The following is a 12,553-nucleotide window of genomic DNA, read 5'->3' on the forward strand; positions in this document are numbered from 1 at the left end:
CTTTATCGGAGGCCAGCTTATCGTCTTGAATTCCGATATAAAGCTACCCATTCGAACATGACATGTTAGGATCCTGTACTAATCTGGTATTAGGCCGTGGACCGCATCGACCTCTTCCGCATCTTCGTCCGTGTCGTCGACAGTTCGAGCTTCACGCGTGCTGCCAACACGCTGGGGCTGCCGCGCCCCTCGGTCTCGGCCGCCATCAAGGATCTGGAAGCACGCATGGGCGCGCGCCTGCTGCATCGGACCACCCGCAAGGTCGCGCCCACGCAGGATGGCCTCGCCTTCTATGAGCGCTGCCTGCGCCTCCTCAGCGATTTCGAGGAGACGGAAAGCCTGTTCCGGCAGGCGGCCGTCGGCCCGGCCGGGCGCTTGCGCGTCGACCTGCCCGGCCGCATCGGCCGGCTGATCGTGGCACCGGCCCTGGCCGAATTCCTCGACCTCTATCCCGAGATCGACGTCGATCTCGGCGTGACGGACCGCACCGTCGACCTGGTCGAGGACAGCCTCGACTGCGTGCTGCGGGTCGGCCCTCTCAGCGATTCAGGGCTGATTGCCCGTTCCATCGGCGAACTGGCCCTGATCAACGTGGCGAGCCCGGCCTATCTCGCGCGCTATGGTGTGCCCCGCAGTCCCGAGGACCTCGACGGGCATCTGGCCGTCAACTACGCCTCCCCCAGCACCGGCCGGGTGGAGCCCTGGGAATGGCTGGAGCAGGGCGCCATCCAGACGCGTTCGGTGCGCAGCCGTGTGGTCGTCAATGGAGCCGAGGCCTATATCGCCTGCTGCCTGGCCGGTTTCGGCCTGATCCAGATCCCGGCCTATGACGTCAAGAGCCACCTGGCGGCCGGCGAACTCGTCGAAGTCATGCCGGACTATCGCGCCGCCTCCATGCCGATGACGCTGCTCTTCCCCCACCGGCGGCATTTTTCCCGCCGGGTGCAGCTGTTCGCGGACTGGCTCGAGGCCCTGCTCAAGCGCGAGGTCCTGATACGGTAGCTTCGAACTGCCCATCCGTCGTCGAGACCGCGCGAGGCAAAGAATCCAAGGCTATTCCAGCCCGAAGCGCAGGGCCCAGGCCGCCGCCACCGTGCCGAGCACGATGGAAAACAGCGTCATGGCCGAGAGCAACAGGAAGGGCGGCAGGAAGGGCATCGGGCCGGTGATCGCGGCGGTCGCGGCGGCCACCCCGAAGATCAGCACGGGGATGGTGAGCGGCAGGATCAGGATGGAGATCAGCATGCCGCCGCGCCGGAGCGCCACGGTCAGCGCCGCGCCGATCGCACCGAGGAAGGTCAAAGCCGGCGTGCCCGCCAGCAGGGTCAGCGTCACGGCCGCAAGCCCCTTGCCGGGCAGGTTGACGAACAGGCCCAGCAGCGGCGTGGCGATGACCAGGGGCAGGCCGGTGGTCACCCAATGCGCCAGCGCCTTCACCGCCACTGCCAATTCGAGGGGCTGGCCGCCGAGATGGATGAGGTCGAGCGAACCATCGTCGAGATCGGCCTGGAACAGGCGGTCGAGGCCGAGCAGCGTCGCCAGCAGGGCACCGAGCCAGAGCACGGCCGGGCCGATGCGGGTGAGCAGGTTGAGATCAGGGCCGACACCGAAGGGAATGACCGTCACCACCGCCAGGAAGAAGATGACGCCGACCGGCGCGCCGCCGCCGGCCCTGACGGCCAGCCGCAGCTCGCGCATGAACAGGGCTGCGAGCGCGCTCATGCCGCACCGATGGTGAGGGTGAGGCTCGGCGCCAGGCCGAGATCGCCATGGGTGGCGGCCAGGATGAGCCCGCCGCCGGCAAGATGCTCGCCCATCACCCCGGCAAGACGGGCCTGGGTGGCGGCGTCGAGCGCCGAGGTCGGCTCGTCCAGGAGCCAGACCGGCCGCCGCGACACCAGCAGACGGCACAGGCTGAGCCGGCGCTTCTGGCCGGCCGACAGATAGGCCGCCGGCAGGTCGATGAGATGCTCGATGGCGAAGAGATCGAGCGCATCCTCGACCGAGCGGTCGGCATCGCCGTAATAGGCGCGCCAGAAACCCAGATTCTCGCGCACGCTGAGCGAGGGTTTCAGGGCATCGGCATGGCCGCAATAATGCATGTGCTCGGCGAGCGACTTCTCGGCATCGCCTCCGACGAGGCGTATCGCCCCTGCCCGGCGCGGCACCAGGCCGGCGATCACCCGAAGCAGGCTGGATTTGCCGGCACCGTTGCGCCCCGTCACCGCCACGAGGTCGCCGGCACCGGCGGAAAAGCCGACCCCTTCGAACACCAGCCGTCCGCCCCGCTCGCAGGCGAGGTTCTCGATCGTCAGGCTGAGGGGCGGGGCATTGCTCACACGACGCCGATGTTCAGGAGGTCGAGCATATGGACGACACCCACGGGCCGCCCGCCTTCCACGGCGAACAGCACGGCGATACGCCTCGTATCCATCACCTCCATGGCCTCGCTGACCAGGGCTTCGGGGCGGATGACCTTGGGCGTGCGTGTCATGATGTCGTCGACCCGCCGCGTCATCAAATCGTCGCTCATATGACGCCGGAGGTCGCCGTCCGTGGCGATGCCGACCAGCATGCCCGACGCGTCGAGGACGCCGACGCTGCCGACCCCCTTCTTCGACATCACCAGGATGGCTTCCGACATCAGTGTGCCCTCGGTGACCAGCGGCACCGCGTCGCCGGTGCGCATGACATCGCGCACGAATTTGAGCGAGGCGCCGAGCTTGCCGCCGGGATGGAAGACCCGGAAATCGGCGGCGGTGAAGCCGCGCGATTCCAGCATGGCCATGGCCAGGGCATCGCCGAGCGCCAGGATCATCAGCGAGGAGGTCGTCGGTGCCTGGCCGTTGGGGCAGGCTTCCTTGGCCTGGGGCAGGACCAGAGGCAGGTCAGCCGCCTTCGCCAGGGTCGAGCTCGCCACCGAGGTCACCGCGACCAGGGGCACGTTGAAGCGGGTGGCATAGTCGATGATGTCGCCGAGTTCGCGTGTCTCGCCCGACCAGGACAGAGCGATCACGGCATCGTCGGCCGTGATCATGCCGAGATCGCCATGGCTGGCCTCGCTCGGATGCACGAAAAAGGCCGGCGTACCGGTAGAGGCGAAGGTGGCGGCGATCTTCTTGCCGATATGCCCGGATTTACCCATGCCGGTGACGATGACGCGGCCCTTGAGGCCGGAAAAGCGCTCGATGCAGGCGCTGAACACCGGACCGAGATCGCCTTCGATCGCCTCCGCCAGCGCCTCCAGGCCGGCCCGTTCGGTTGCGAGGGTGCGCAGAGCCGATTGCTGCGCCGCCTTCAGCATGCGATCACTTTGGCCATCACCTTGTTTCAAACCTGCCTCGTCACGATTTGTTTCGCGGCGGTGTTTATCACAGAATCGGTAAAGAGAATCAGGATTCGGGAACGTGCCCATGCCATCGCCTTCTAACGTCATCGTGCGCACGGTGCGGCTCGGATCCATACAGGGGTTCACGATCCTCGGCCTGATGGTCCTTGGCCTGATGGTCCTCGGCTTGGCCTCGCCTGCCCGTGCCGACAGCTATTTGAACTTCGTCACCGCCCTATGGCCGCGGGCTGAGAAGGCTGGTATTTCCCGCGAGACCTTCGATGCCGCCTTTGCCGGGCTCGGCGTCGATCCCAAGGTCGTCTCGCTGGCGGGCACCCAGCCCGAATTCAACCAGACCATCCGCGCCTATGTCGACGGCCGCCTGAGCGCCGACCGGATCGCCCAGGGCAAGGCGATGGCGCAGCGCTGGAAATCCTGGCTCGACAAGGCCGAGGAGCGCTATGGCGTCGATCGCTATGTCATCCTCGCCATCTGGTCGCTGGAGAGCAATTACGGCGCCTCGCCCGGCAATTCCGACACCGTCCGCTCGCTCACCACCTTGGCCTGCTGTACCACCAAGCGCCCGGAACTCTTCCGCGACGAGTTGATCGACGCCCTCAAGATCCTGCAGGAGCACGACATCACGCCGCGCGGCATGACCGGTTCCTGGGCCGGAGCGCTGGGCCAGGTGCAGTTCATGCCGTCCAGCTTCCTCAAATATGCCGTCGACATGGATGGCGACGGCAAGCGTGACATCTGGAATGAAGAGCCCGACGTGATCGGCTCGATCGCCAACTATCTCAAGCTGCATGACTGGGATGCCGGCAAGCGCTGGGGTTATGAAGTCAAGCTGCCGGCCAAGTTCGATTTCACCGCCATCAACGCCCATGACGGTGGTCCCGCCGGCGCCTGGGCCAAGCTCGGCGTCGCCAGGGTCGATGGCAAGCCGCTGCCGGACGGCGACAAGGCCTGGCTGTTCCTGCCCGCGGGCTCCAAGGGGCCGGCCTTCCTGACCTTCCAGAACTATTGGGCAATCAAGACCTACAACATCTCCGATTCCTACACGCTGTCGGTCGGCCTACTCGCCGACCGCATCCGTGGCATTGCCTCGTTGAAAGGGCGCTGGCCGACGCAGGAGACCACGCTCAACCGGGCCCAGATCACCGCGATGCAGAAGAAGCTGAAGGCGCTTGGCTATCCGATCGAGACGATCGACGGCAAGATCGGCCCTGCGGCGCGGGCGGCCCTGCGCACCTGGCAGGCCAAGGCAGGGCTGGTGGCCGACGGCTATCCCACTCCGGCGGTGTTGCAGAAGTTGAGCGCCACGCCCTGATGCGTGATAGGCTTGCTTTTCGAGAGCGCCTCATTCCCGCGAAACCGGAGACCGGCCTTGAAGCAGCGCCTCCTCCTGATCGCCCTGTTCGTGCTGGCGGCCGTCGTGCTGTCGCAGCGCCATGTCCTGGCCCGCGACGGCGGAGGCGAGACGCCGGGCGAAGCCCTGCGCCAATATCAGGAAATGCAGAACAAGGTGCGCCAGCAGAATGCCCGGCCGGCGCCGGTCCGGCGTACCAAGGTCCGTGCTTCGCCCTTCGCCATGCCCAAGCCGGCCAAGGTCGCGCCGGCACCGGCCGTGCCGCCTTCCTCCTTCGTGCATGTCATCGGCGATTCCATGGCGGACCAGCTCGCCGCCGGGCTGGCGGACGTCCTGGACGACCGGCCCGATATCGCCATCATCCGCAATACCAAGGCCGATAGCGGCCTGGTGCGCAACGATTTCTACGACTGGAACAAGGGCATCGTCGACCTGCTCGCCGCCAACGCCCAGATCGATGCGGTCGTGATCCTGATCGGCTCCAACGATCGCCAGACCATCCGGGAGAACGGCGTCCGCCTCGAACCGCAGTCGGACGAGTGGGAGACCGCTTATCGCAAGCGCATCGACGCGCTGATCGCGCCCCTGAAAGCCCGCGGCGTCAAGATCTTCTGGGTCGGCCTTCCGCCGATGCGCAGCGACACCCTGAGCGCCGCCATGGTGCGTTTCAACAGCCTCTATCGCAGCCAGATCACGGCAGCAGGCGGGGTCTATGTCGACATCTGGGACGGGTTCGTCAATTCGGATGGTTCCTATGCTGCCAGCGGCACCGGGCTCGACGGCCAGCCGGCCCGCCTGCGCAAGGCCGACGGCGTGCATTTTTCCGATGAAGGTGCCAAACTGGCGGCGCATTTCCTCGAAAGCGATCTGCGGCGCCTGCTCGGCGAGGCCCCGCCGGCCCCGATGGTTGCGACGGCACCGGTCGCCGAGCCCACCTCCGAGACCCCCGGCGATTCACCGGCGGAAAAACCCGAATACGGGCCGGTCCTGCCGCTCGACGCCTATGAAACCGCGCCCGGCGGCCAGTTGCTCGGTGGCGGCGCCCCTAAACCGGGCGGCGCCGATCCCAGCGTCGCCAAGGTACTCGGACAGGGCGAGAGCCTTCCCCCGCGTGAGGGCCGCGCCGACGATTTTCGCTGGCCATCGCCGGTGGGAACGCCCTGAGAGCCAGCACTGCGGCTCAGGGCTTGGCCTGCTCGGCCTTGGCCACGGTGGTATCGAGCGTGTTGCGCACCAGGCGTTCGGAGAAGCCTGCGAGAAACGACCAGACCAGCAATTTGGCAAGCTCCGTCGACGGCAGCAGGATTGTGAGGCCGCTCGCCTCGGGTTTGCTGCTGGCGACCGTCGTATCGCCATTGGCCTCCTGGAGAACCGAAACCGTCGATAGCGACACGTCCGACAGCTTCGGAAAGATGGTGCCGCCGACGATCCCGCTGCGCATCAGGAAATAAAAGACCATCGCCCCCATCATGCCGACGAGCAGGCGCACGCGCAGCACATCGGGCCGGTAACTGTTCATGACCTGATCGAAACTCAGCGCGGGACTGTCCGTCTGGAATTGGGTGACTCGGCTGAAGAAGGCACCGAGCAGGCCGAAGGCCATCACCAGGCCGAAGCCGAACACGGGATTGGACGAGTAGAGGGTCCCGGGGCCTGTGGCCGGAGCCTGCCAAGTGGCGATGACCGCGAGAATGACGAAGGGCAGCACCGCGACGACCAGCAGGATACAGCCATAGCCGAGCAGCCGCCTCGCCACTTCCTTGCGCAATTCGCGCTTGTTGCGGGTATCGATGAAATCACGCTGCAGATCATCGAGCAGCGCCAGATAAGCCAGGCACTTCTTGGCAGCCTGGGCGGCGCCATTGGCAACCGCATCGCCATTGGCGTTCGGCTCGAAGAACTCGGCGCTCTTCTTATGGACGTCCAGATTGGACAGCCCCCGGCGTGCTGCCAGGGAGAGCAGGATAGGATATTCGATGTCGAGCTGTTCTGGCAGAAGATAACGCCCGACGATCTGGCTCGCCTCGTTGAGCTTCACCCATTCGGCCGGCCCCGACACCGTGGGAGGCGCCGGCGGAAACCGCGCATCGATAGCGGCCTTGTCGTCGGCGGTCAGGCCTGGATTGGTGGAAGCGATGTCCCACAACGTCCGCAAGGACGTCCATTCATGAGCAATGACTTCCGCGACTTTCGCGGCTTCCTCACACGCAGGGTCCCGCGGCGCCCAGATCTTGCCAAGCAACCCGATCGGCGACATCGATCCCCCGAAGGCACGGCTCATCACCGTCGCCTATAAGAGAGGAACACCTGTGAAGCGTGCGTGAAACCGCTTCAGCGCCTGGCGCTGTCGAGCGCCATGCGGGCCGCGAGCCCCATCAGCACCGTGCCCATCAGCCAGCGCTGGATCGTCGTCCACAGCGGACGGCCCGCCAGGAAGGCCGAAATCGTGCCCGCCATCACGACGAAGCAGGCATTGAAGAAGGCGCTGACCAGAATCTGGATGAGGCCAAGCTGCAGGGTCTGCCCGAGCACGGGACCGGAATGGTCGACGAATTGCGGCAGCAGCGAGAGATAGAGCGCCGCGATCTTGGGATTGAGCAGGCTGGTGAACAGGCCCATGCCATAGAGCCGCCCTACTGAATCGGGCTTGAGCGCCCGAACTTCGAAAGGCGAACGGCCGCCGGGCTTGAGCGCCTGCCAGGCCATCCAGGCGAGATAGGCCGCGCCGGCAATGCGCAGCGCGTCATAGGCATAGGGCACCGCAAACAGCAGAGCCGTGATGCCGAAAGCCGCCAGCAGCATGTAGATCACGAAGCCGGTGACGACGCCGATCAGCGAGATCAGCCCCGCCAGGCGACCCTGGCAGATCGAGCGCGAGACGAGATAGGCCATGTTCGGGCCGGGCGTCAGCACCATGCCGACGGCGACGGCAGTGAAGGCGAGGACAGTGGTGAGGGAGAGCATGGCGGAAACCTCGGGTTTTCCCTTGCTACGCCCGCTCCTCCCATCCAGGCAAGCACCGACCCGCATCCATCATCACTTTGAATGCTGGCGTCAAAATCGGTGATGGAAAGGTGTGCCGGTCTTCAGACCGGCAATCTTCCAACGCTTTCATGCCGGTCTGAAGACCGGCACACCGAAAATCGCCGCTCAGCGCGGCAGCGTCGTCGCCCCCATCAGGGCCTCGTCGATGGCGCGAGCGGCCTGGCGGCCCTCGCGGATGGCCCAGACCACCAGCGACTGCCCGCGCCGCATGTCGCCCGCAGCGTAAACCTTGTCCATCGAGGTGCGGTAGTCCCTGTCCGTAGCGGAGACATTGCCGCGCTTGTCCAGCTCGACGCCGGACTGGTCGATCATGCCGGCCTTGACCGGGCCGGTGAAGCCGAGGGCGATGAACACCATATCGGCCCTGAGCACGGTCTCCGTGCCCTCGATCGGGCGGCGCTTCTCGTCGGCGCGGGCGATCTTGACGCCGGTGACCCGGCCGTTCTTGCCGACGATGCCGAGGGTCACCGCCTGGAACTCGCGCTCGGCGCCTTCGGCCTGCGAAGAGGAGGTGCGCATCTTGGTCGGCCAATAGGGCCAGATCGCCAGCTTGTCCTCCCTCTCGGGCGGACGGGGCCGGATGTCGAGCTGCGTCACCGAAATGGCGCCCTGCCGGAAGGAGGTGCCGACGCAGTCCGAGGCAGTGTCGCCGCCGCCGATCACGACGACATGCTTGCCGGTGGTCAGCAGCGGTTCCTCCCGGGAGATGTCCTCGCCACCAACGCGGCGATTGCTCTGCACCAGATAGGGCATGGCGAAATGCACGCCCTCGAGCTCGGCGCCCGGCAGGGCCGGATCGCGCGGGGTCTCGGCGCCGCCCGCCAGCAGCACGGCGTCATGGCTCGACTTGAGGTCGGCAAAGCTCATGGAGACACCGATATTGACGCCATAGTGGAAGGTGACGCCCTCCGCTTCCATCTGGCGCACGCGGCGCTCGATATGGTGCTTTTCCATCTTGAAGTCGGGAATGCCGTAGCGCAGCAGGCCGCCGGCGGCGGGCTCGCGCTCATAGACATGCACGTCATGGCCGGCGCGGGCAAGCTGCTGGGCGGCGGCGAGCCCGGCCGGGCCCGAACCGACGACGGCGACCTTCTTGCCGGTCTTCACCTTGGCGATCTCGGGCTGGATCCAGCCCATGGCCCAGGCCTTGTCGGCAATCGACTGCTCGATCGTCTTGATGGTGACCGGCATGTCCTCGAGGTTGAGCGTGCAGGCCTCCTCGCAGGGCGCCGGGCAGATACGGCCGGTGAATTCGGGGAAGTTGTTGGTGGTGTGCAGGTTGCGCGCCGCCTCCTCCCAGTCGTCGTGATAGACAAGGTCGTTCCAGTCCGGGATCTGGTTGTTGACCGGACAGCCCGTCGGGCCGTGGCAATAGGGCACGCCGCAATCCATGCAGCGCGCCGCCTGCTTGCCGACATCCTTGTCGTCGAGCGGAAGGGTGAATTCGCGGTAGTGGCGGATGCGGTCGGCGGCCGGAAGATACTTCTGGTCCTGCCGATCGATCTCGAGAAATCCTGTTGCCTTGCCCATATCAGTTCCCAAAAAGTTTTTATCGAGCCCTGCCGAGAACGTCGCGCTGCCCCTCACCGTACCTCTCCCCGCAAGAGCGGGGCGAGGAGACTTCAGCGTGGCGTCTCATTCCGCCCGTTCATCATCTCGCACGACGCTTGCCAACCCCTCGCCCCGCTCTTGCGGGGAGAGGGTAAGGGTGAGGGCGGCGCAAACCTTAGTCTGCGCCCCGCCCCTTCCTCACTCCGCCGCCATCATGGTGCGGGCTTTTTCCATCTCGCGCAAAGCACGGCGATATTCGACCGGCATCACCTTGACGAAGCGGGTGCGATAGGTGGCCCAATCGTCCAGCATGGTCTTGGCAAGCGTCGAGCCCGTATAATGCAGATGGTTCTCGATCATCTTGCGCAGGCGTTCCTCGTCATAGCGGCCCATGTCGCCGGAGACGTCGATGCGGCCCTTGAACTCGAGGTCGCCGCCATGATGGTGCAGACGCTCCATCAGATCCTCTTCCTCTTCCACCGGTTCGAGATCGACCATGGAGAGGTTGCAGCGTTTGGCGAAGCTCTGGTCCTCGTCATAGACATAGGCGACACCGCCGGACATGCCGGCCGCGAAGTTGCGGCCCGTCTGGCCGAGCACCACCACCACGCCGCCGGTCATATATTCGCAGCCATGGTCGCCGGTGCCCTCGACCACCGCCGCGGCGCCCGAATTGCGCACCGCGAAGCGCTCGCCCGCGACGCCGCGGAAGTAGCACTCGCCGGCGATGGCACCGTAGAGCACCGTGTTGCCGACGATGATCGACTTCTCCGGCACGGCCTGCGTCTCATCGCTCGGCTTGATGATGATACGGCCACCGGACAGGCCCTTGCCGACATAGTCGTTGGCCTGGCCCACCAGCGTCAGGTCGATACCCGCCGCCAGGAAGGAGCCGAAGCTCTGGCCGGCGGTACCGGTGAGGTTCACCTTGATGGTGCCGTCGGGCAGGCCTTCATAGCCGTAGCGCATGGCGACCTCGCCTGAGAGCATGGCGCCCGCCGTGCGGTCGACATTGGTGATCCTGCCCTCGATGGTGACCTCGCGGCCATAGTCGAGCGCCGGCGCCGCCTCGGCGATGAAGCCGCGGTCGAGCACGGTGTCAACAGGGTGCTTCTGCTTCTCCTCGTGGCGAATGCCGACATTGGCCGGCACGTCCACCTTGTGGAAGAGCTTGGTGAAGTCGAGCCCCTTGGCCTTCCAGTGGTCGATGGCATCCTGCTTGTCGAGCAGGTCGGAGCGGCCGATCAGTTCGTCGAGCTTGCGGAAGCCGAGCTCGGCCATCAGCTCACGCACTTCCTCGGCGACGAAGAAGAAGTAGTTGATGATGTGCTCGGGCGTGCCCTTGAAGCGCTTGCGCAGCACCGGATCCTGCGTCGCCACACCCACCGGGCAGGTGTTGAGGTGGCATTTGCGCATCATGATGCAGCCGGCCGCGATCAGGGGCGCGGTGGAGAAGCCGAATTCGTCGGCGCCCAGCAGCGCGCCGATGACGACGTCACGGCCGGTCTTGAGCCCGCCATCGACCTGTAGGCGCACGCGCGAGCGCAGGCGGTTGAGCACCAGCGTCTGCTGGGTCTCGGCGAGGCCCGTCTCCCAGGGGCTGCCGGCATGCTTGATGGAGGTCAGCGGCGAAGCGCCGGTGCCGCCTTCGAAGCCGGAGATGGTGATATGGTCGGCGCGCGCCTTGGCGACGCCGGCGGCGACGGTGCCGACGCCGACTTCCGAGACCAGCTTGACCGAGACATCCGCCGCCGGGTTGACGTTCTTCAAATCGAAGATCAGCTGTGCCAGGTCCTCGATCGAATAGATGTCGTGATGCGGCGGCGGCGAGATCAGGCCGACGCCGGGGGTCGAGTGGCGCACCTTGGCAATGACGGCATCGACCTTGTGGCCGGGCAGCTGGCCGCCCTCGCCGGGCTTGGCGCCCTGCGCGACCTTGATCTGCATCATGTCGGCATTGACGAGATATTCGGCGGTGACGCCGAAGCGCCCGGAAGCGACCTGCTTGATGGCCGAGCGCTTGGAGCGCCCATCCGGCAGGGTCTTGAAGCGCTCGGCTTCCTCGCCGCCTTCGCCGGTGTTGGACTTGCCACCGATGGCGTTCATGGCAATGGCGAGCGACTCATGCGCCTCGCGCGAGATCGAGCCGAAGGACATCGCGCCGGTGGCGAAGCGCTTCACCAGCTCGCTGGCGGGTTCGACCTCGTTGAGCGGCACCGCGGCCATGCCGCGCTCCCCGGCCGTCTTGATGCGGAACAGGCCGCGGATGGTCTGGAGCTGACCGTTCTGCAGGTTCACCGAGGCGGCGAAGTCGCGATAGCGGTCCTGCGCATTGGCGCGCACGGCATGCTGCAGCGTGGCGACGCTGTCCGGCGTCCAGACATGGTCCTCGCCGCGGATGCGGTAGGCATATTCGCCGCCGACATCGAGGGCGTTGCGGTAGATCGGCGCGTCCGAGAAGGCATCCTTGTGGCGAGATACGGCCTCGGCAGCGACCTCGTCGAGGCCGACGCCCTCGATCATGGTGGCGGTGCCGAAGAAGAACTCGTCGACGAAGGCCGAAGACAGGCCGATGGCGTCGAAGATCTGGGCGCCGCAATAGGACTGATAGGTCGAGATGCCCATCTTGGACATCACCTTCAGCACACCCTTGCCGATCGACTTGATGTAGCGCTTGACCACCTCGTATTCGTCGACTTCCTCGGGGAATTCGAGCTGGGCATGCAGCGTCGCCAGCGTCTCGAAGGCGAGATAGGGGTTGATCGCCTCGGCGCCATAGCCGGCGAGGCAGCAGAAATGATGGATCTCGCGCGCTTCGCCGGTCTCCACCACCAGGCCCGCCGCAGTGCGCAGCCCCTTGCGGATGAGGTGATGATGCACCGCCGCCGTCGCCAGCAGGGCCGGGATCGGGATGCGGTCCGGGCCGGTCTGGCGGTCAGAGAGGATGATGATGTTGTAGCCGCCATGCACCGCCGCCTCGGCGCGCTCGCACAGCCGCTCGAGCGAGCCGCGCATGCCCTCGGCGCCCTGGATGGCCGGATAGGTCATGTCGAGCGTCTTGGTGTCGAAGCGCTCCTCGACATGGCCGATGCAGCGGATCTTCTCCAGATCCTCATTGGTGAGGATGGGCTGGCGCACTTCCAGGCGCTTCTTGCGGGACGTGCCTTCGAGGTCGAGGATGTTCGGGCGCGGGCCGATGAAAGACACCAGGCTCATCACCAGTTCCTCGCGGATCGGGTCGATCGGCGGGTTGGTGA

The 12,553-nt window shown here is 65.9% G+C and carries 10 protein-coding genes; 3 read left to right on the forward strand and 7 right to left on the reverse strand.

Annotated features, from left to right (window positions below; all coding sequences use genetic code 11):
* Positions 1–96: 96 nt before the first annotated feature.
* Complete coding sequence (locus tag QM672_RS30350; protein ID WP_415087057.1) at positions 97–1,002, forward strand: LysR family transcriptional regulator; 906 nt, start codon at positions 97–99, stop codon at positions 1,000–1,002.
* A gap of 51 nt (positions 1,003–1,053) precedes the next feature.
* Here QM672_RS30350 and ccmB read toward each other — a convergent pair whose 3' ends face one another.
* The 3 genes from ccmB to QM672_RS30365 are packed head-to-tail and all read right to left on the reverse strand — an operon-like array spanning position 1,054 to position 3,304.
* Positions 1,054–1,722: a heme exporter protein CcmB gene (gene ccmB, locus QM672_RS30355; protein WP_311934582.1), complete on the reverse strand. Its 669-nt coding sequence runs from the start codon at positions 1,720–1,722 to the stop codon at positions 1,054–1,056.
* Positions 1,719–2,339, reverse strand: coding sequence for a heme ABC exporter ATP-binding protein CcmA (gene ccmA / locus QM672_RS30360; protein ID WP_415087059.1), 621 nt, complete (start codon positions 2,337–2,339; stop codon positions 1,719–1,721). The genes ccmB and ccmA overlap by 4 nt, the downstream gene beginning before the upstream one ends.
* Positions 2,336–3,304, reverse strand: a complete 969-nt coding sequence (locus QM672_RS30365; RefSeq protein ID WP_311934678.1) for a KpsF/GutQ family sugar-phosphate isomerase — start codon at positions 3,302–3,304, stop codon at positions 2,336–2,338. Before QM672_RS30365 ends, ccmA begins: the two co-directional genes overlap by 4 nt.
* Positions 3,305–3,413: 109 nt before the next feature.
* Between QM672_RS30365 and QM672_RS30370 the strand changes: the two genes are divergently transcribed.
* Together QM672_RS30370 and QM672_RS30375 are read left to right on the forward strand one after the other, a co-directional pair.
* Positions 3,414–4,661 carry a lytic murein transglycosylase gene (locus tag QM672_RS30370; RefSeq protein WP_367626183.1) on the forward strand — a complete coding sequence of 416 codons (1,248 nt, stop codon included), beginning with the start codon at positions 3,414–3,416 and terminating at the stop codon, positions 4,659–4,661.
* 57 nt (positions 4,662–4,718) lie between these two features.
* Positions 4,719–5,864, forward strand: coding sequence for a DUF459 domain-containing protein (locus tag QM672_RS30375; RefSeq protein WP_415087061.1), 1,146 nt, complete (start codon positions 4,719–4,721; stop codon positions 5,862–5,864).
* A 16-nt stretch (positions 5,865–5,880) separates the two neighbouring features.
* On the opposite strand, the gene QM672_RS30380 is transcribed toward QM672_RS30375, so the two are convergent.
* From QM672_RS30380 to gltB, 4 genes are all read right to left on the reverse strand, one after another.
* Entirely contained in the window at positions 5,881–6,855 is a 975-nt protein-coding gene (locus QM672_RS30380) for a hypothetical protein (RefSeq protein ID WP_311934578.1), read from the reverse strand.
* A gap of 176 nt (positions 6,856–7,031) precedes the next feature.
* Positions 7,032–7,664, reverse strand: a complete 633-nt coding sequence (locus tag QM672_RS30385) for a LysE family translocator (RefSeq protein WP_311934577.1) — start codon at positions 7,662–7,664, stop codon at positions 7,032–7,034.
* A gap of 186 nt (positions 7,665–7,850) precedes the next feature.
* The gene (locus QM672_RS30390; RefSeq protein ID WP_311934576.1) at positions 7,851–9,275 is read right to left on the reverse strand and encodes a glutamate synthase subunit beta; all 1,425 of its coding nucleotides are present in this window, start codon (positions 9,273–9,275) and stop codon (positions 7,851–7,853) included.
* Positions 9,276–9,494: 219 nt separating this feature from the next.
* Positions 9,495–12,553 (reverse strand): glutamate synthase large subunit (gltB, locus tag QM672_RS30395; protein ID WP_415087064.1); only part of this gene is annotated, 3,059 nt, incomplete at its 5' end.

It is taken from the genome of Labrys sp. (in: a-proteobacteria) (assembly GCF_047605565.1).
Classification (GTDB): Bacteria; Pseudomonadota; Alphaproteobacteria; order Rhizobiales; family Labraceae; genus Labrys; species Labrys neptuniae.